This window comes from Caballeronia terrestris (genome assembly GCF_001544515.1).
GTDB lineage: Bacteria > Pseudomonadota > Gammaproteobacteria > Burkholderiales > Burkholderiaceae > Caballeronia > Caballeronia terrestris.
Genome location: NZ_FCOL02000038.1, coordinates 1 through 20703 on the forward strand (window position 1 = coordinate 1; position 20703 = coordinate 20703).

Here is a 20703-nt window from a genome sequence, read left to right on the forward strand (position 1 = left end):
AAACATTACGCTGCCGAACTGCAGCGTCAACTGCGCGGCCTGCTCGGCCATGAGCAGATCGTCACGCAAGCCTACGGGCGTCACCTGCTGATCAAACGTCTGGACGATGAGGACCCGACCGTGGTGGCGCGGCTGACCGAGCTTGGCCGCAATCGTTATGGCGCGGCCTTTCGCAGTCATAGTGGACGTTGGGAACCTCTGCCAGGCGCCGGGTCGCTCGACGAGATGGCACAGCTGGTCGTCACGCTCCTGGAGCCGTATTTGCAACCCGATAATTAACGAGGCTAATTATTAAAGCTATTTAGGTGATGTTGTACTAGTGAAGTCGAAGGACTTGTCTTCGCGCAGCGCGTCCGTAGGACGGAACATCGTTCTCAATTGGTTCCGATTGAACTCAGTTTAGCCGTCGCTTCGCGCCGTCTAGGTGTATTAGTTGGTGACGATGTAGCACCTGCGGTGCGCTTCGCTTCGCTCAGGCAACTGGTTTGTTCTGAACTGGTGACTGACTAGTGCTGAACTATCTGGTAACTATGAACAGCGCGCTTCGCGCGAAGAAGGAAACGAGAACCCCCCTAAGAGAAAAGAAGGAGACTGAAACTGAAGCGTTACAGGATCTATAGACGAACAGGGGCCTTCCTAAGGGATGGGTCTACACTAGTTACGTAAGTTGGACTTAACTCCAATCCACCCCACGCTTTCGCGGACGGCTATTATTCCCGTCTCCATGTTTTTCTGCTCACCATCGTTTGATGGGTGGCTAATTGATCTTTCGATCTTTCGCTTTAACGACGACTGCACTTGTTGCTGGTGTTCTTCGTCTATGTCCACGCTGAGGAAGGTCTCAGACGTTTCGTTTCCATTTTGTCACACGGTTTGTTTCCGCGTTTGATGCAGGTGCGGGTCTGTTTCGCCCACCGTTCTGAATCTGCACAACTATTTATACAAATGAATTCTTTGAGAATCTCTCAGAGACTCTTCGCGGTGAGAAATATTCCCCTCGCCATAATATTTAGTCAGGAAATAGGTTCGGTTTCGTGCCGCAAGCATAGGATTCAACTGTTCGACCACTAATCCGTTCTTTATTGTGTAGTAGACTATAAAATCACAATCATTCAAGTAAAATGATGAAAAAATAACATCTTCCCACCGTTTTTCGAGCCAAATCAATGCACGAAATGTTGATTCTTACCGGCTGTTGATGAAATATTTCACCAAACTGGGTTGTTGAATGGCGCCAGCTTCGAAGATTGTCCCCTTCATCCAAATCTTCTCCAACGAATATTGATAACGCTCTCGTTCTATGACGATCACCAAGCAACCCTCACACGGTTCGAGAAGTGTCCCGACATCGGGCCTGATCTCGGACTTCAGCCGACCATCGCAGCAGCGGTCGCGGCATCCTCATCACCGCCCAACTACCCGTCGAGCACTGGCATGCATGGATCGGGGACCCTACCATCGCTGACGCCATTCTCGATCGGCTGATGCACCGCATTCACCGCATCACACTGGCAGGAGAGTCGTTAAGAAAGTCCGCTCAAAAAGCAGGCATCACGCTCAAAGCCGGCGACGCCGCGTAGCCCTTCAGGATAGAATTTGTTCCACGCAACACCTCCCGCCGACCGCCGGTCACGATCGCCGGAATTGCCGATCACGATCAACCGGAAACCGCGGTCACGATAAAACGGAATCAGCGGTCACGATGCCGGAAATGTCGGTCACGATCACCGGAATACGCAATCTCAGGAACTGCGGAAGCAATTTCGCCAAGTCCGAGTCGAAGAATTGACAGGAAATCTGTTTGCTGTGGCACATTGAACCGCTGGCGCTTTGTTTGCCCGACTCCAATCAGCCCGTTCGGCAGCATCCAACCCCAACCTGAGAACAATCAGTAACTTCCCATGCCGATACCGGATTACCAAACCCTGATGCTGCCCGTCTTACGCGCTGTTGCCGATGGACAAGAACATCGTTTCCGTAACGTGGTCGAGAGCCTTGCCGACGAATATCAACTCACTGACGAAGAACGGAACACCCTTCTCCCTAGTGGCACCGCACCACTGTTCGACAATCGGGTAGGTTGGGCGCGAACCTACCTAAAGCAGGCGGCGGTGATCGAGTCCCGAAAGCGGGGCTACTTCAATATCACCGAACGCGGGAAAATCTTGCTTGCGCAAGGTCCCACCCGAATTGATAACAGCACGCTGGATCAGTACCCGGAATTCGTCGCCTTCCGGCAAAAGAAGAGCAGCGATGTACAGGCCATAGTAGCGCCAGTGTCGAAACCCGGAGTATCCATACCCGAGATTGAGGAATCAACTCCCGAAGAATCGTTCGCACAGGCGTATCAGCGACTGCGAACCAATCTCGAAGCCGAGTTGCTGGAACAAGTCAAATCTTCGACTCCTAGCTTCTTCGAAAGGTTGGTGATCGATTTGCTGGTCGCGATGGGATATGGTGGTTCTCGGCAAGACGCCGGAAGCGTCATCGGGCGTAGTGGCGACGGCGGCATCGATGGCACCATCAAAGAAGACAAACTAGGTCTGGATGTGATCTACGTTCAGGCGAAAAGATGGGAAGATACGGTGGGCCGCCCAGAGATACAGAAGTTTGCCGGTGCGTTGCAAGGCCAACGAGCAAACAAAGGGGTCTTCATTACCACATCAGCGTTCACCCGTGAAGCGAAAGAATACGCGGGCCTGATCACATCGAAGATTATCCTTGTGGACGGCGATCAACTGGTCAAGTTGATGGTGGACCACAACGTCGGGGTTTCGACGGTTAGCACCTTTCATGTAAAGAAAGTCGATTCTGACTACTTTGAAGGCGATGCCGTGTAAACTGAGCGTTCGTCCGCCTTGAATCTACGGAATCAAGGCCATCACGAGGAAGCCTGTGACGACCTCCGAAGATGGGTGTAGGCGGCTGGCGTGAAGGTTCAGGGACTGGTGAATCGACATGAGGCGGAACGGGACATGTGCGTTCAACTGACGTTGACTGATGTCGAATGACGGTCCCGCAACAGAGGTTGATCGAAGAACGGAACATGTCTTCTCCGTCGCGCGGAACATGGCCTTGATCTTCACGGAACAAGGTCTTTCGGAACTGGTTGAAGAACCGTTGCTGAATAATGGCTGACCTGTTCGCTGTAGGCTGGATCACCAGTGCTCCACCGATGCCTGACCGGTGCGGAACAAGTAGAAATGAGATTGGACCTGATCTAGTCCAGATGTGGAACGCAGAACCGGTGACATGGAGTCGGATGCGAAGCGGACGGCGAACATGCTTGCGATGGAGCGCAGCGACTGAGCAAGCTGCCATGATGTCAGATGAAGTCCGATTGAATCCCGGTGATACAAACGAAAAAGAAGCCCTACTAGTCGATGACCGGTAGGGCTTCTTTTATTTCACCCATCCGAAGCAGGTGAATTCCAGAACTGGTTCTATGAGCGCAGCGAATGCACCGCAGGTGCTGACATGAAGCCCGATTGAATCCCCTTTTTCATCTGAAGCAGGTGAGTTCCAGAACTGGTTCTATGAGCGCAGCGAATGCACCGCAGGTGCTGACATGAGGTCCAACCAGTCGTATTCGTTCTTATTCGTCACTATGTCTCAATTGCGCAGCGCAGCGGAGCAATCATTGTAATCAATCAGTCACTAATCTGTCCCCTTCGGGGAACTCGCTTCGCTCGTCGTACCTCTTTTTTCAACTTGTTTCTTAACCGGTCGCCAAACCCGTTTAACCATAGTACCGCTTGCCTCAACGGTACTAAAGACGATGCCTACATCTATGGCTTCGAATCCTGAATGAACACTTCCTTTCGGAAGCCAGTTAGGTCATGCATGTTAACTGCTTACGGTCGTTACCCTACTAGCTGAGACAAGGACACGTCGTTCCTTCCTTGTTCAGTCTTCGATGTCGCCAGTGTTGGTCATCAAGCATTCAGGCACTTGATGCACTGCCGTGGTTTTTGGTATTCCACGGTCGATTCCCTTGACGATGCTCAGTCAAAGGCTTTCACTTGCTTCAGCCCGTAAGCCAAGGTGCAAGCTACCTTCACAGATTATTTGAAGACCGAAAACTCCACTCGTCAGCGCCAGCCCTTTCAGGTGGTTGACTTCCCTGTTGATCGTCCGGGAACAGACTTTATATTCGGTTTGTGTTTCTCACTACTATTTATACAAACGAAGATTTTGAGACTTCGTCACGCGTTCTCACGATTGATCATCGTTGAAGGCAGGCGAGTAATGCACGGTCGCGCACGGCTGCCGCACGACGGTCAAGCGAAGCACATCGACTCGGTAAGTCCGTAAGTCCGTAAGTCCGGGGGAGACTTGCTGTACTGCTTGAGGGATTTCATATAGCGCCCGACCAAACAGTCGAAGCGTTGCGACAGAAGTCGCTCCGTGAGGTTCAGCCAATGGCATGAACGAATTCGGTCACTGCATGCCCCAGCTTTGATGGGCTTTCGGGGCTTGGTTCTCTGTGAAGTCGGGCGACCAATCAAAGGAGCGCCCGCACTGAGCTTCCATTGAGAAAAAACGCTGACGCGAGATCGGGCAAGACGGAAATTGCAAACGCTGATCCGGCGACATGTAGGACGAGTTGATGATCCCGCGTAGCCGACTAAAACGCGTCGCAAAATTCATCGCGACAACTTTGTAATACTCTTCGGGGATCGGAGTGCTCAGTGCGACTATCAACTGATAACTGCCAGTGGGACGTGGCTTGACCGTATGGCTATGCGTGCTATACACAAAGGAAGCAAGTCCATCGACGCACGCGAGAATGTCCTCGGACTGCGTGAAAGCCCACATCTTCTCGAACTTGAACGATAGGAAGTTACATTCTCGTGCATTGTATCCGTCGTGGAGCAACGAAAACGTGAACGGCGAGAAGGTAGGACCGTCGTTTCTCGATCTGCTCTCGGGGGTCCTGCATCGCATCGCCAACTCTTGGAACGATTCCGTTATGCGTTGCGGGACCATCGAAGTTCGATCTTTGAAGCAAGAGTACGTCACTGCCGAATCGAACTGATCGTCGGCGCGATGAAATGCGTAAGAAGCTTTTACGACGGGAGCGAGCGTTGAACGTTGGATCGTTGGTTGTTGCCGAGTTGTCTGTTGGTTTTGATGTTTCAGATTCATTTCGGAATTACTGCGTCTATAGTCAGCACTTCAAGCCGTCAGCCTTACCCCTACGCATCGCCGAAATGACGTATGCGACGCAGGGAAAGCCTTAGGACGCTTGAAAAGATGAATGTTTTGCCAAGGAAAGTTCCCGGACATCGCTTTACGGCGACGGCAAAGCACAGCCAACATTCGCACGAATGCGACACCGGCTAGGGCAGGGAACTGCTAGGGAAATTCATATAGACGCGCAACGAGATGCGGTTGCCGCGTTGTGCGCGTTCGACATAACCCGCCAAACGTCACTCAGTAGAAGTCTTCTTAGGATGCTCAACATCTGGTGAACGCTTCGCTCACTGAAGAGCAACCATTATATCGCATTGCGAACGATCCGTCAACAGAAACATTGACATGCCGTCGATTTTGTTGCAATCGATTCAACATAACAGCGATGATGGACGGTCGCAACTCGAAACGACGATCAGTGCTGCTGTTCCCCTCAGTATCGCTGTCAGGCCACAGCGACTGCTTCCACCTTCACCGTTTCCCGCACCTGCATGATCGTCTGCCCGCTGGTCTTCATGTCTCTCGCGATCTGAGCGACAGGAATACCAGCGTCAAGTGATCCACGACCACGGCGCGTTGCGCTCCCGTTAAGGCCGAAGGCCGCCCAAACACCTTGCCCTCTGCCTTTGCTCTCCGAATCCCCCCGTGAGTCCGTTCAATGAGCAAGTCCCGCTCGAACGTAGCGACGGCGTTGATGACCTGCATCGTTATCTTCCCTGCCGGACTGGTCAGGTCTACCCCGCCGAGTGCCAAACAGTGAACCCGGACCCGGTGGCTTCCAGTCGTTCCACTGTCGCTCGGACATCAATGGCGTTTCGACCTAGTCGATCCAGCTTGTCACAATCAGCACATCGCCCTCTTCCAGCTTGTCGAGAAGCTTGGTGGCACCATCACTCGCTCCGTTTCGCGCCCGCCGCTATTGCCATCACGAACCCGGTAATTGGAAACCAAACGCAGAAGCAATCGCTTGCGCACTCTCGATCAAGGCAGGTACATCTTTAACGACGCCGATGCCACCCTTGATCAACGCCCTAATCCTGCCGGTATCCGGCTTGCCTGCGTTCACATCGGCTTCGCATGCTTGGGCCTCTTGAACGAGCGCATCCCGATTTGGTAGGCGGTCGGGCGAAACTTTGCGCAACTCCTCTATCAGGATCGCGAATTGATGCGCAACTTTAGAAAGGTCGTCACCGGTCAATCCCTGATGGACGTTCGCCGTGGCACCTTCGCCGGTCTGCAATGCACCCACGTTGCCTTGAATGTTGAAGGTGTTACTACCCGGTGGCTGCGCCATGCTTTGCCTCGCTGCGATATGTTGAAGTACTAGTAAGCGCACGTTTCTTTCGAGAGACGCACGCAATCGTGTGTTTGACTCAACGATCAGATCGCTGCCCGCCAGAAGCGCGTTCTCCGGAAAACTCGACGGAACGTTGGCTCTCAATAAAGCGTCGCCTATCGCCTCATCCACTAGTGCCGACAACGCCAAGGACTGCAATTGCGCCGTATCGCTGCTCTCAACCGGGATATGCAATGTTGTGCATAGGGTTCTAATCTCGCTTTCGATGTCCGCTGCCGCCCGCTGATTTGCCTGCGCAAGAATGGTAACAATTGCGTGAACGAAACCGCCGCCCATTCCATCCCTCGCAGCCCGTCGTTTGGCTGCTTCAATCTCAGCCTGAACAGGGTAGCGTGCATTGTCGCCTGCCGCCATGACATGATCGCGCAGCAAAGCCATGTGTTCGACCGAGATAGACATTCCATCTCCCATTTGTCCCGCCGTGATCGTTGACTGCCGCTGTTCCGCCATCACCGCACGTCTACGGATTCACGACAGCTAGTACGCTTGCACGCGAGATTCCGTACTGCCGCGCCAAAGCGCTGACTGTTTCGCCTGCCACGTACTTGCCCTTCATCTCTTCGCGTTGCGCTGGCGTCGTCTTTGACGGTCGGCCAAGGATTTTGCCTTCCGCCTTTGCGCGTGCAAGACCGGCTTGCGTTCGTTCGACCAGCAGATCGCGCTCCATAGCGGCGACAGCCGAGAGCATCGTGAGCATCAGTTTACCGGCGGACGATCCGAGATCAAGCTTGCCAAGCTGAAGGACGACGACCTCGATCTTCCGCTCAGCCAGTGTCCGTACTGTGCGCAGTACATCCTCCGCGTCCCGACCTAGCCGGTCAAGTTTCGTCACAACCAAGGTCTCACCATCCCTGATCTTGTCCAGCATCGCGACGAACTGCGGTCGCTGTGTCGCATGCGTCTTCCCACTGATTCCGTTGTCGGTGAACCAGTAATCGACCTTGTAACCAGCGTTCTCGATTTCCAGCCGCTGATTCTCTGTGGTCTGTTCCCGCGTACTCACCCGACCGTAACCGAAGATCGCCATTGACCACCCGAACCGTTGGAAATGGGTGTCAGAATATCACCGGATGTCGGAAACGGTCAACCCTATATTTTCAACATCCGCGCTATGGTATTTGGGCGCTGTTAGCAATCGGTCTGTTTCCAACGCCCCACCGGCACGCAAGTTTGCGTAGTCAATTGACGGTTTACATCCGATGCTGTCATTTCATATCCGGTTAGCGATATACTATTGATGCATTCAGCTTCAAAACGAAGAATTTTATGGCCTTAATCCGTATCACAGGTCGATAGGAGCCTACTTTGAACCTGCAAGCTGTCCGCCGTCCGCTGAAAGATGATCTGATCCAGTACATTGCTTCTCGCACGCCAGCAGTTTTCTTTCAGCGTGTCGTGGAAGAAATCGAAGCTGGACATTCCGATGCGCATCGGCACGCGGTCACGTTCGATGACCCGGAAAGGTTCCGGGTGCACCCGCAACTACAACACTACCGGTCGAGCGAAGCGTTGCGCAAGGCGGCAAATCACGCCGGGATGATTGTCGCGGCCCCGCACACCGAACCCAAAGGCGAACGCTTCAGTCTTGTCGCCAGCGGTGAGATACGCTTTGGTCAGATTTGCGTCCCCTTCAACAACAGCACGCCAAGACAGGCCAAGCATCGCCGGATGATTGCTGCCGTCAATGATCGACTGGAACCAGCAAACCGTGACCTGTTCACCGGGAATGCGGAACCACTTCCCGAGGGCTTGGGCTGCTTGATCGTTGCGATAAAACCGCACCGGCGAGAGCCGCAGTCGGTACCCTTCGGCGTAATGGTCGGAGTGCCGTATAGCAACCTCACAGACTGGCATCTGTTCGTACCTGTCTCCGATGTGATGGCTGCATACCACCCAGAAGAGAAGATCGAAGTCCCAGACTTGGCGTTTGCTACCTTGAAGCGCCGTATGGGCGAATCGGAAAAGTAACAATGCGAATCGGAGTTTCAGGCTTCCAGCCCGAACGCCTTACACAGGCACGTCTTTGCCGGGGATTGACGCAGACAGCGTTGGCGGCGAAGGTGGGGAAGTCGTCGGGTACCGTCTCGAAGTGGGAGAAGGGCGACCAAGTTCCTGAATCGGAAGCGCTTCAGCGCTTGGCCGATCATCTTGGTATGCCGACTTCTTGGTTTCTCACCGCACTGCCAGGCTACGGCGACAAGGTCTGTTTCTTCAGAAGTACGGCAGCAGTCACCAAAGAAGCACAGACCATAGCTGACATTCGCCTGAAGTGGCTGAATGAGATCAGTCTCGTTCTTCAGGATTGGGTAGATTGGCCTACGGTGAACGTTCCGCGTCTCGGCGCGAATGACCACCTGAAGATCACCGATGCCGACATCGAGCAAGCGGCGCAGGAGTGCCGACGACAGTGGAATCTCGGCCTTGGTCCGATCTCCGATATGGTGCTGGCGTTGGAGAACGCGGGCGTCATTTGTGTCCGGGAAGAACTTGGTTACACGCGGATGGACGGCGCATCACAATGGTTTGACACCGATGGACGTCCCTATGTGTTTCTTGCTGCGGACAAAGCAAACGGTGTTCGCAGTAGATTTGACGCGGCACACGAACTGGGGCATCTGGTACTCCATCGAGACATCGACGATGTGGAGTTCATGAAGCGGTATCCCGAGATCGAACGGCAAGCGCATCTGTTCGCCGCTGCATTCTTGCTACCAGCGGAAACGTTCGCAGCAGAAATGATTCGTCCTAGCCTTGACACCTTTCTCGCACTGAAGCTGCGTTGGAAGGTATCGGTTGCTGCAATGATTATGCGCTGCCGTCAGTTGGAGATCATCGACGAAGCCTACGCGACCCGCCTATGGAAAAACTACAGCGCACGCGGCTGGCGGAAAGGTGAACCTCTTGACGACCGACTTGGTTTTGAGTCGGTACGCCTACTTCCCCGAACTATCAATCTGCTTCTGTCCGAAGGCGGATTGACGAAGGAAGGGCTTCTTGTGTCAGTGGGGTTTGGCGCAACTGATTGCGAAGGGCTTTGCGGACTGCCGGAAGGATTCTTTAGTCATCAATCAAGCGTTTCATCGCTGGACGCGGTTCGATTGAAGAAGCAGTCCGTAGACGGGTCCCCGCCGTCCCCGGCAGGAACAGTGTTGCAATTCCCGCGTAAGGCTTGACAGTGAGATTTGCAGTGTCAGCGCCAACCGACCGGGCGGCGCTGCAATCACATCGGTCACGACAGTACTGGCGTAATCGACCATCGCGAAATGGTCGGCGGCTGGAACGACGGTGTACCGGCAGTTCGACCTCAACCGTTGCCGACACGACAGTTAACAGCATCACTGGCATACCGCCCTCATATCACCGTCACCGACGTACCACTATCGGTGGGTAGTACCATCACCGACTACCAACATCATCGACATACCGCCATTACGTGTAACAGGACCATCGTCGGCAACACCATCACTGGTAACACCATCACTGGTAACACCATTACTGGTAACACCTGTCACCGGCAACACCATCATTGGCAACATCTGTCATCGACACCACCGTCACTGGCAACACCTCACCGGCAACAACTGTCACCGGCAGCACCGTCATTGGCCCGCCGACAGGTACACGGCGAAACCATTGACCAAGCCGCCCACCGTCGAGACTAGGTTATTCGCGACCTGACCTGAGATGGCCCCGGTTCCAAGCCGTATCAACACGAAGCCGCCGAGCCATCCACCCATGAATGCCCGGAACCCCGAGAGCGCCTACGCCGAATTATCGCGGATGGTGTAGAGGAACCACTGTCGCACGAATTGCCGTACCTTCTTCCTATTCATCCGGCCAACCCGATGCTCGCCTTTTTCCCGTTCATATCTGCGGCTGATGAAAATCGCTCACGCCGTCATTGCATCCGAAGCACCAGTCGGTGCCACCAGCTTATCAACCGTGACGCCCGGCTGCTGAATATCGAGAGGCGGCAACGACTTCACGATCTTCATCGTTTCGAGACTGACGGTCACGACCCGTTGAAACAGTTCCAACGGGTAGCGAGGATTGTTCATCGTCTCAGTCGCGTAGTCGTTCGCGTCATTGACGATGCCGCTATCTTTCTCAGTCTTGACGCACTGCCGTTCGATGACCCAATCAAGCGCGGGCTTGCCGTTGACGACATATTCGTAGGCTTCCACGGGAATACCCGTCAGCGTGATCTTATTGTTGTATATCAACGTAGTTAGGTCTTTGTCCTTGCCATTCTTCCCGTTGCGCATCTTCTCGACACGGTAGTCGGCGTCGGTCAACAGCAGTCCACCACCCTCGATCTGCAACGGATGCTTCTCCACCGTCTCGTAATTGACGTGCAAGTCCGCCAGCTTGCGCCCAGCCTTCGAGAACGCCCAGAAGTCGGCAGCCGTCTTTACACAAGGAATGCGCGGTAGTTCCTTGCTGAGATTGTCAGCGTATCGTTCCCGGTACTCCGGCGAATGCAGCAAACCGTAAACGTAATAGAACAGGTCTTCCTTGCAGATTGCTTCGCCTTGATAGGCCCCTTGGAAGGATCGCAAGGCTTCGTCTGTAAGCGCATCGCGCCGCCGATGGCGCAGTGCTTCTACACTTTCGTCCGTTTCGAATAACTCTTCGTTGGCGGATACATCGAACGACGTTTCTTCTCCGGTGGCTTCGTAGAGATAAAGCGGAAAACACTGACCTGTTTGCATCAAGTGCAAATCGGCCAAGTGGTCCGACATAAGAACGGAGAAATCCTTCTGAGCGCCTACCGCATTCATACAGATAATTCGATTCTCCGCAACTTCGTTGGGGAAAATTCTGTTCATCTGGTAGACCATGTTATTCATGCGCCTGTTGAAGTACATCCACGTTTTTGTGAATGGACGATACATCGCACGAACTATTGACTTTGGTTCGAAATTTAGCGGCTTACCCCGCAAAATGTCGTTTTTGAGAGCGCGCCCCCAGCTTATCTTTGTTGAGTCAAAATCCAAGAAGATGTCAAGGTCTGCTTCTCCGCTCGTCTTCCCGCGAGTTATGTTGAAGCGCGCAAGCTCCGAATTGTAAAAATCAATGCTTTTCCGTATGTTGGGTTCAAGATGCGCTTTGGAGAAGTTATAGCACCACGCGTCCTTACTTGTGTCAATACCTTTCGAGTAATTAGCGAACACCTTCGCTTCGTCGCCCTTTTTATCGCCCAAGACAATAAAATCGGAAAAGCTCGTATTACGTTGACGAAGCCAATCGCCATGCTGATCGGGCGTGACGACTCGCCAACCTTCGCTTTTTGTTACCCCCGCCACGCTGCCGAAGTTTGCGACCCTCAATAGCTTTTCATCACGGCTCAGGTAGTCACCAATGTCATGATAAAAAATCTGCCCGTGTTGTGCGGCACGGGGATTCTTGACCAAGATCGAAATTGCGACCGGTGCACGGCTCCCGACGCCAAATATGTTGTCTTTTTCCTTTCGACGTGCCTCTCCTGACGTGCGGGCATTGCCGCGCAGATGAAATACGTAGATGCTAGAAAACTCTTCTGTCAAACACTGGCGCAAACCGCCAAAAGTGCCCGTTTCCAAGAAATTGGCGTTTGTCACGAATCCGATCACTCCACTGTCACCGACGCGATCACTAGCCCAGCGGATCGCGCGAACATAGCTATCATAGAGCGCATTCTTCAAAGTCGCATTTGACCTCTCGGCGTAAGTTCGGCGGATACGTTCGTCCAGGTGTGTATATGCGACGTTCTGGTTATTGTCGTTCGCATTCTCTTGGACACCTGAATACGGCGGGTTGCCTACGATAACTCTGATGTCTAACTTCTTCTGCTTCTTTCGCCGGGCGCTGTTCTGCACCAATAAAGCGTCAACCATGTCTTCCTTTTCGTACATCTGGAAGGTATCTGAAAGACAGATGCCTTCGAAAGGCTGGTACTCGCCGCCGACAATGCCGTGATACACGGCCTCAATATTGACCGCCGCAATGTAGTACGCCAGCAGCACGATCTCGTTCGCGTGAATTTCGTGTTTATACTTGTGCGGCAGTTCTTCCGGCTTTATGAGTCCGCTTTGTAACAGCCGCGTCACGAACGTGCCCGTACCGACGAACGGGTCGATGATGTGCACGCCCTTACTTCCCAAGGTCTGGCCGAACTCAGCTTGCAAGACGTGGGCGACGCTGTGGATGATGAAGTCCACGACTTCAATCGGCGTGTAAACAATTCCTAGTTTGTCTCTTAGAAGCGGGAACGCCTTCGCGAAGAAGTTGTTATAAAGTTCAACGACGATCTTTTGCTTACCAGCCGCGCTGTTGATGCCCTCGGCCCGCATCTTCACGCTTTCATAGAACCGGTCCAGCGTATCAGCTTCCTTGTCGAGTCGGTGTTCCTGCAACGCGTCCAGCACATCCTGCATCGCAATCGACATCGGGTTGTGCTTCGCGAAGCTGTAATCCTCGAACAACGCGTCGAACACTGGCTTGGTGATCAGGTGCTGCGCAAGCATCTCGACGATTTCGCCGTCCGTGATGCTGCCGTTCAGATCGTCACGCAGTTCATGGACGAACGCATCAAAGGCTTCACGTTCCTTTTTGTTCTCGGGGTTCTCGATAATGCCGGTAATGCGGTCGATATGCGTTCGGGCAATCTTCGCAATATCATTGGCCCAATCCTCCCAATGGTGCCGATTGCCGACCTTCTGGACCAGCTTCGCGTAAATCGCCTTCTCGATCTCGCCGATCTCGAATTCAAGGTCCCCTTGCGTCGGTTCCGTCTTCTTCTTTGCGACCTTTCCGAGGTTGAAGCTGCCTTTTCCGGCGTCCTTTTTCGTGCCTTTCCCCTTTTGCTTCTTCTGAACCTTGTCGGTGATGGCGATCACTTCCATCTTGCTGGTGTCCTTGCCGATCAGGTCCAGCTTGTTCACCATCGCATCGAACTTGTCGTCATGCGACCGCAGGGCTTGCAGCACCTGCCACACAACCTTGTAGGTCTGGTTGTCGTTCAAGGCTTCGTGCGGTTCGACCCCTGCCGGAATCACCACCGGAAGGATCACGTATCCGCGCTTCTTGCCGGGAGCGTTGCGCATCACCCGCCCCACTGACTGAACCACGTCCACTTGTGAATTTCGCGGTGTGAGAAACAACACGGCATCAAGCGCAGGAACATCAACGCCCTCTGACAAGCACCGCACATTGCTCAGAATCCGGCAAGTATTGTCGGGCACTTCGGCCTTCAACCACGCCAGCTTGGCGTCTTTCTGGCTGGCGTTCATGCTGCCATCGACGTGTTCCGCTTCACAAACCAGACGCGCCGCCTGTTCAAACTCTTCCGTCGCTTCCGCTTCTTGGTACGCTTCGACAACTTCTTGAAACATACCAGCGATCTGCTTTGAACTAACTTTCGCACCCTTCGAAATCTCGATGACCTGACAAAAGGCCACCGCACGTTTCATCGGATCACCATCGCCCACCAGTTGTTCGGTCAATCCTTGCTTCGAAAGCGCCTTCCAGCAGCCGACGATCCGGGCAGCGTCGTCTACCTTCAACTGGTTGTTCTCGTCCTTCAACAGGTCTTGAAGTCGTCGGCTGACGTGCGCCTCTTCGACTGCCAGAACGATCACCTTGTAGTCAACCAGAAGACCGCGCTTGACCGCTTCCGAGAATGTGAGGACGAAAAGCTCCTCGCCGTACAGTGCGCTGTCGTCCATCGAACACAGCGCGACGTTATCCCGTTCCGCAGTCACCTTGGCAGAATCACCATAGATGCGCGGCGTCGCCGTCATGTACAGGCGCTTGGCGGCACGGATGTAATCGGCATCATGAACACGAACAAAGGTGCTCTCGTCCTCGCTATCGAACGTTGCACCGGTCGTCCGGTGTGCCTCATCACAGACGATCAGGTCGAAGTCCGCCATCCCACAATCCTTCTGCGCGCGGCTGATAACCTCAATCGAGTGATAGGTGCTGAAAACCACGCTCATGTGGTCCGCGTCGTGGCGCTTTGCCATTTCGGCAGCGAGCTTCGCCGAATTCGTCGTCGCGGGATATTGAAGTTCGTGGACGTATGTCTGGATCGAGTCGTCTTCCTTCTTGCCCTTCTTCTTGCCAACGTCACTATCCGAGCAAACTGCGAAGCTGTGGAGCGGCGTCCCGCTCTCCTGCGTCCATTCAGTCAGTGTCTGCGACAAGAGCGAAAGGCTCGGTACGAGAAACAGAACCCGCTTACCAGCGCCCGCCAATTTTTCTGCGACTTTGAGGCTGGTAAAGGTCTTGCCGGTTCCGCAGGACATGATAAGTTTGCCTCGGTCGGCTTCGGTCAAACCGTGTTCGACTCCGTTCAAGGCAGCAATCTGATGGTCCCGCAACTTCTTCTTGGGCTTGATAACCGGCGCCGTCTTGGGCTGATACTTCGCCCAATCGATCTGGCTGATTTCGAGGGCAGCCATGTCGATCTTCGTTACCGGTGTTTGCTGGTCGAACAGCGCGTCCTCAGCGTGGTTGCTCCACGGGGCGCTGGTCGTGGCTACGATGATGCGATGCGTGAAAGGCTTCTTGCCGGAGGCAGTGAAGAAACTATCGATGTCCGACTTCTGAACCTTGTAGTCTGCCGCGTACATCTTGCACTGAACAGCATGGACCTCCCCGGTTGCTGTCTTCGCAACCAGATCAATGCCAGCGTCTTGTTTACTGAGACCATTCAGCGCCGCCCATTCCCCGTAAGTCCACACGTCGCTGTACAAGTCCCGATATGTGGCCTCGTTGCGGAGATAGCAGAGGATCAACTCCTCGAAATAGGTGCCCTTTTCTTTTTCTGATACGGCAGCTTTGCGGAAGGATTCTAGGAGCGTTTCGAGAGCGGTCATAATTTCCTGTTTTTCGATAAAACACTGCTGACATTATGCCGTCTGATGATACTTTTACAGTATCGGTTTTGCCGACGACTGAACGACGGTTGACTGAATTCGCTGCAACGATTCGCCGATGTCCGCCGCTTCAAGACTGACGTAGTGGCGGTGCAAAACGTCGCCGCGCTTGGGGGCGTGGCCCAGAATTCGTCGCAAGATGGCGTCCCCGATTTCCAACCTTGCGCCGATACTCGCGAGGAGCTTTCTTAGGTCATGTAGCGTGAATTCCGGCGCACCGGCTCGCGTTGCCATTTCCGTTACATGGTCCGCTGACAGGCCGTCGAATAACAATTGTTGCGGTTCCAGTCCGTGGCAACGCCGAACCAAGATATGCCGCATGGATTCGGTGATCGGTAGAGAGTGCGGCCTCTTTCCCTTTGTCTCCGGGATCGAAAGCACCTTGTTATCAAGGTCAACGTCTCTGCGTCGGACGGCACGACCCTCATTTTTTCGAAGCCCTGTGAACACGATCAGGCGGAGATAGTCGCCTTGTCTTTCGGGAAGGCTATCAACCGCCTTCCACCATGCAGGAAGGTCCCGCTCACCGAGGTTTCTCGAACGCGGTTGCGGGCGATCAGGCATCAGACCAGCAGCACTCAGGCGGAGAAACGGGTTCTCGATGCTGACGCTGTGGACCGCGAAGAGGAACTTGATGATCGATCCAACGAGTCCACGCCCCAGATCGACTATCGCAGCGCCCTTCGTCTGAGCGAACGCATAGCAATGGGCGCCAAATGCCGGTTCCTTCAAAGCGGAAACCGGTCTGTCAAACCAGTCGGCGAAATGGGTTTTGAGGACGGACTCGTAACGCGCCAAGCTGGACGCCTTCACTTTCTTTGCCTTCCCGTATTCCGGCAGAACCTGTCTGAGGGTCGGCAATTGCGCCCGTACCGGGGCGACGATGTACTCCCCGGCGCGGCAACGTCGAAGGATCGGCAACGCCAATTCCCGCGCCTCATCCACTGTCAGCAGCGGCCAACGCCCGAGAGTTACCCTGATTTGTTTTCCGCGAGAAGTCGTCGCAACAACAAAAGTCTGAGTTCGCGCCCCGATTCTGAGACAAAGACCGCAGAGCCTTCGATCCCGCAGAACGCTTCCAGCCTTCCCCGCACCCTTGCCTATCAGGGCATCCGAAAGAGTTACAATCGCCATTTCCGTGACAAAACTCGCACAAATCGTTGAGCCAACGCCCCGATTTGGTGGCTTGTCTTGTCCCGTTGCGGTCACTGCCCGCGTCTTGATCGGTGTCAATTGGACCGAGCTACTACGCAGAGTCATCACGCAACCTATTGATTTCCCGAAGGATTCCATGAGCCTCCAATGCGGCATCGTCGGCTTGCCTAACGTCGGCAAGTCCACTCTTTTCAATGCACTGACCAAGGCGGGGATCGCCGCCGAAAACTATCCGTTCTGCACGATCGAGCCGAATGTCGGCGTGGTCGAAGTGCCGGACGCGCGACTCCAGAAGCTCGCTGACATCGTCAAGCCGGAGCGCATCCTGCCGGCGGTGGTCGAATTCGTCGATATTGCCGGGCTGGTCGCGGGCGCGAGCAAGGGCGAGGGCCTGGGCAACCAGTTCCTCGCGAACATCCGCGAAACCGATGCGATCACGCACGTCGTACGCTGTTTCGAGGACGAGAACGTGATTCACGTCGCGAACAAGATCGATCCGCTCGCTGATATCGAAGTGATCAACACCGAACTCGCGCTCGCAGATTTGGCGACGGTCGAGAAGGCACTCACGCGCTATTCGAAGGCGGCGAAGTCGGGTAACGACAAGGAAGCGGGGAAGCTGGTCGCTGTGCTGGAGCGAGTGCGCGCGCAACTGGACCAGGCGAAGCCGGTCCGCGCGCTCGATTTCTCCGACGACGAGCGTCTGCTGATCAAACCGTTCTGCCTGATCACGTCGAAGCCGACGATGTACGTCGCCAACGTGAAGGAGAACGGGTTCGAGAACAATCCGTATCTGGATGCGGTGAGGAAGCATGCTGAGACGGAAGATGCGCCGGTGGTCGCGGTGTGCGCGGCGATCGAAGCGGAAATCGCTGATCTGGATGATGCCGACAAGCAGGAGTTTCTCGCGGATATCGGCATGGAAGAGCCGGGGTTGAATCGGGTTATTCGGGCGGGTTATAACCTGCTTGGTTTGCAGACTTATTTCACGGCGGGTGTGAAGGAAGTGCGCGCGTGGACGATTCATATTGGTGATACGGCGCCTCAGGCGGCGGGCGCGATTCATACTGACTTTGAGCGTGGGTTTATTCGCGCGCAGACTATCGCGTTTAATGATTTTATTGGTTTTAAGGGCGAGCAAGGCGCGAAAGAGGCTGGGAAGATGCGAGCGGAAGGGAAGGAGTATGTGGTTCATGACGGTGATGTGATGAACTTCCTTTTTAACGTGTAAGCGTCAAGAACTGTTGTAAAGCGCTTGTCAAAGAAAGCGGAGTCCCCGATAAAGGGGCTCCGCTTTTTTTTGCCCGTTTCATTCGCATAACAGATGAAGCGCCGGCATTCCTGATCTGCCGATCCCCAAACCGGAAGCGACGCTGAATCACGGAGAAGCGGAAAAATAAATGCAGCAGTTTAATAACCGTTAATCCTTAGGATAGCCACTGATGTCGTCAATCAAACAGACCTTGAACCGCTTCTCGCAACCGACGCTGGACATTTCGTATCTTCGCGGCGCAATGATCGTCATCTTTTTCTTCTTCGGCTATGCGAAGTGGTTTCCCTATGAAGCCGAAGGGCTCTTTCCGCTGCTGAGCCACAGCCCCGTTCTTTCGTGGATGCTCGACGCTTTTGGCAAGCAAGGCGCGAGTCATGCGCTGGGCATCGCTGAATGGACCATCTGCGCCTTGATGATTCTGGGGGTATGGTTCCCGCGTCTGGCGGTCGCGGGCGCATGCGGCTCCATCGCGACCTTCGCGACGACCACCACGCTGATTTTCTCGACGCCGGGTGCATGGGAAGCATCGGCCGGCGGCTTCCCGGCGATGGGCGGCGCAACCGGCTTCCTCCTCAAGGACATCGTGCTTTTCGGCGCATCGCTCGTGTTGCTGAAGGCGGGGTTGAACCGGGTCCAGCGGCGGGAGTGAGCCGCTGAGACCGTAAGCCGTCGTTGACGGTGGCGTCTCCGCGCAGTGCCGCGACGGCGCCTACAGCTTCAGCCGCCGTCGCTCCGGCATGTGCTCGCGGCATGGTGGCGTGGCGGCGCGGCAATAGCGCCGCGCTCGAATTCCCAGCGGCCTCGGCCCACCCCGCCCGTCCCCTCGAAGTACAATGACTCCTCTCCCGCAGGCGCCGTTCGCGCGACTCCGGGAACGCGCGCCGCCCGGTCAGCATCGGCGCAACGCGCGAAGCAGACGACGCATCGCATCCGCGGGGCTCGCGCATCCGTTGCCCGCGCGCGCAAACCGGGCCCTCTCCCCGACAACCCAACACCTACCGCACACACATGGCCCAATACGTCTTCACCATGAACCGCGTCGGCAAGATCGTGCCGCCGAAGCGCCAGATCCTGAAAGACATCTCCCTTTCCTTCTTCCCCGGCGCGAAGATCGGTCTGCTCGGCCTGAACGGTTCCGGCAAGTCCACGCTGATCCGCATCATGGCGGGCGTCGATAAAGACATCGAAGGCGACGCCACGCCGATGCCGAACCTCAACATCGGCTATCTCCCGCAGGAACCGCAGCTCGACCCGCAGCAAACCGTGCGCGAAGCGGTCGAATCCGGCCTCGGCGACGTCTTCAGCGCGCAAAAAAAGCTCGACGAAATCTACGCGGCCTACGCCGAACCCGACGCCGACTTCGACGCCCTCGCCGCCGAGCAAGCCAAATACGAAGCGATCCTCGCGACGAGCGACGGCGGCTCGCCCGAGCAGCAGCTCGAAGTCGCCGCCGATGCGCTGCGCCTGCCCGCGTGGGACGCGAAAATCGAACACCTGTCGGGCGGCGAAAAACGCCGCGTCGCGCTCTGCAAGCTGTTGCTGCAAAAGCCCGACATGCTGCTCCTCGACGAACCGACCAACCACCTGGACGCGGAATCCGTCGACTGGCTCGAACAGTTCCTGACGCGCTATCCGGGCACCGTCGTCGCCGTGACGCACGATCGCTACTTCCTCGATAACGCCGCCGAATGGATTCTCGAACTCGACCGCGGCCACGGCATCCCGTGGAAGGGTAATTACTCCAGTTGGCTCGACCAGAAACAGGACCGTCTGAAGCAGGAAGAATCGACGGAATCCGCGCGGCAGAAGGCGCTCAAGAAGGAACTCGAATGGGTGCGCCAGAACCCGAAGGGCCGTCAGGCGAAATCGAAGGCGCGGATCGCGCGATTCGAGGAACTGAACAGCCAGGAATACCAGAAGCGCAACGAAACGCAGGAAATCTTCATCCCCGTCGGCGACCGGCTGGGCAACGAAGTCATCGAGTTCAAGAACGTCACCAAGGCCTATGGCGATCGCCTGCTGATCGACAACCTCAGTATGAAGATTCCGGCGGGCGCGATCGTCGGGATCATCGGGCCGAACGGCGCCGGGAAATCGACGCTTTTCCGCATGCTTACCGGCAAGGAAACGCCGGATTCGGGCGAAATCGTCACTGGTCCGACCGTCAAGCTCGCCTATGTCGACCAGAGCCGCGACGCGCTCAATAGCACCAAGACCGTCTTCGAGGAAATCTCCGGCGGCGCCGATGTTCTCACGGTCGGCAAGTACGAAACGCCGTCGCGGGCGTATATCGGCCGCTTCAACTTCAAGGGCGGCGACCAGCAGAAGAACGTCGGCAGCCTCTCGGGCGGAGAGCGCGGGCGTCTGCATCTTGCGAAGACGCTGATCGCGGGCGGCAACGTGCTGCTGCTCGACGAACCGTCGAACGACCTCGACGTCGAAACGCTGCGCGCGCTCGAAGACGCGCTGCTCGAATTCGCCGGCTCGGTGATGGTGATTTCGCACGATCGCTGGTTCCTCGACCGGATCGCGACGCACATCATCGCGTTCGAAGGTGATTCGCAAGTGACGTTTTTCAACGGCAACTATCAGGAATACGAGGCCGACAAGCGCAATCGCCTCGGCGAGGAAGCGGCAAAGCCAAAGCGCCTGCGCTACAAGCCTATTACACGCTGATGAGCGCGCTAACCCGCTGATTTGTATTAGCAAAACCGCGCGCCCAATGCGGGCGCGCGCACCGACAACAGGCATAAAAATAGCGACCGTACAGCGCAATACGCCGCCTTGAAGCGCGGCGCCAA

The 20703-nt window shown here is 55.3% G+C and carries 12 protein-coding genes and 3 pseudogenes; 9 read left to right on the forward strand and 6 right to left on the reverse strand.

Going from position 1 to position 20703, the window contains the following annotated elements:
- From AWB67_RS24490 to AWB67_RS24500, 3 genes and pseudogenes are all read left to right on the forward strand, one after another.
- A partial coding sequence (locus tag AWB67_RS24490) for a hypothetical protein (protein ID WP_235025293.1) occupies window positions 1-279 on the forward strand: 279 nt, incomplete at its 5' end.
- A 1094-nt stretch (window positions 280-1373) separates the two neighbouring features.
- A pseudogene (locus tag AWB67_RS24495) lies at window positions 1374-1580 on the forward strand (ATP-binding protein); the annotation flags it as partial.
- 321 nt (window positions 1581-1901) lie between these two features.
- Window positions 1902-2840, forward strand: coding sequence for a restriction endonuclease (locus AWB67_RS24500; RefSeq protein ID WP_087658814.1), 939 nt, complete (start codon window positions 1902-1904; stop codon window positions 2838-2840).
- A 1600-nt stretch (window positions 2841-4440) separates the two neighbouring features.
- Here the strand turns inward: AWB67_RS24500 and AWB67_RS24505 are convergent.
- The 4 genes and pseudogenes from AWB67_RS24505 to AWB67_RS24520 all read right to left on the reverse strand — a co-directional run bounded on the left by AWB67_RS24505 (window position 4441) and on the right by AWB67_RS24520 (window position 7580).
- The gene (locus tag AWB67_RS24505; protein WP_125477655.1) at window positions 4441-5148 is read right to left on the reverse strand and encodes a hypothetical protein; all 708 of its coding nucleotides are present in this window, start codon (window positions 5146-5148) and stop codon (window positions 4441-4443) included.
- 493 nt (window positions 5149-5641) lie between these two features.
- Window positions 5642-6085, reverse strand: a pseudogene (locus tag AWB67_RS24510) (recombinase family protein); the annotation flags it as partial.
- A 36-nt stretch (window positions 6086-6121) separates the two neighbouring features.
- Entirely contained in the window at window positions 6122-6952 is an 831-nt protein-coding gene (locus tag AWB67_RS24515; protein WP_087658816.1) for a hypothetical protein, read from the reverse strand.
- Window positions 6953-7013: 61 nt separating this feature from the next.
- Complete coding sequence (locus AWB67_RS24520; RefSeq protein ID WP_087658817.1) at window positions 7014-7580, reverse strand: recombinase family protein; 567 nt, start codon at window positions 7578-7580, stop codon at window positions 7014-7016.
- A 278-nt stretch (window positions 7581-7858) separates the two neighbouring features.
- Between AWB67_RS24520 and AWB67_RS24525 the strand changes: the two genes are divergently transcribed.
- Both AWB67_RS24525 and AWB67_RS24530 read left to right on the forward strand, forming a co-directional pair.
- Complete coding sequence (locus AWB67_RS24525; RefSeq protein WP_125477656.1) at window positions 7859-8521, forward strand: hypothetical protein; 663 nt, start codon at window positions 7859-7861, stop codon at window positions 8519-8521.
- A gap of 2 nt (window positions 8522-8523) precedes the next feature.
- Window positions 8524-9726, forward strand: coding sequence for a helix-turn-helix domain-containing protein (locus AWB67_RS24530; RefSeq protein WP_087658819.1), 1203 nt, complete (start codon window positions 8524-8526; stop codon window positions 9724-9726).
- A gap of 717 nt (window positions 9727-10443) precedes the next feature.
- Here the strand turns inward: AWB67_RS24530 and AWB67_RS24535 are convergent.
- Both AWB67_RS24535 and AWB67_RS24540 read right to left on the reverse strand, forming a co-directional pair.
- A complete protein-coding gene (locus AWB67_RS24535; RefSeq protein WP_087658820.1) occupies window positions 10444-15414 on the reverse strand; it encodes a DEAD/DEAH box helicase in 4971 nt (1656 codons plus the stop codon).
- A gap of 54 nt (window positions 15415-15468) precedes the next feature.
- On the reverse strand, window positions 15469-16767 hold the full coding sequence (locus AWB67_RS24540) for a tyrosine-type recombinase/integrase (protein WP_159964919.1): 1299 nt from the start codon (window positions 16765-16767) through the stop codon (window positions 15469-15471).
- Here AWB67_RS24540 and ychF point away from each other — a divergent pair.
- From ychF to ettA, 4 genes and pseudogenes are all read left to right on the forward strand, one after another.
- Entirely contained in the window at window positions 16766-17860 is a 1095-nt protein-coding gene (gene ychF / locus AWB67_RS24545) for a redox-regulated ATPase YchF (protein ID WP_087658822.1), read from the forward strand. The two genes, AWB67_RS24540 and ychF, sit on opposite strands and share 2 nt — an antisense overlap.
- 211 nt (window positions 17861-18071) lie before the next feature.
- Window positions 18072-18551 (forward strand): YkgB family protein, encoded by a 480-nt coding sequence (locus AWB67_RS24550; protein ID WP_087658823.1) that lies wholly within the window; start codon window positions 18072-18074, stop codon window positions 18549-18551.
- 31 nt (window positions 18552-18582) lie between these two features.
- A pseudogene (locus AWB67_RS24555) lies at window positions 18583-18678 on the forward strand (DUF3761 domain-containing protein); the annotation flags it as partial.
- Between the two features lie 232 nt (window positions 18679-18910).
- Window positions 18911-20578 (forward strand): energy-dependent translational throttle protein EttA, encoded by a 1668-nt coding sequence (gene ettA / locus AWB67_RS24560; RefSeq protein WP_087658824.1) that lies wholly within the window; start codon window positions 18911-18913, stop codon window positions 20576-20578.
- The last annotated feature ends 125 nt before the right edge of the window (window positions 20579-20703 follow it).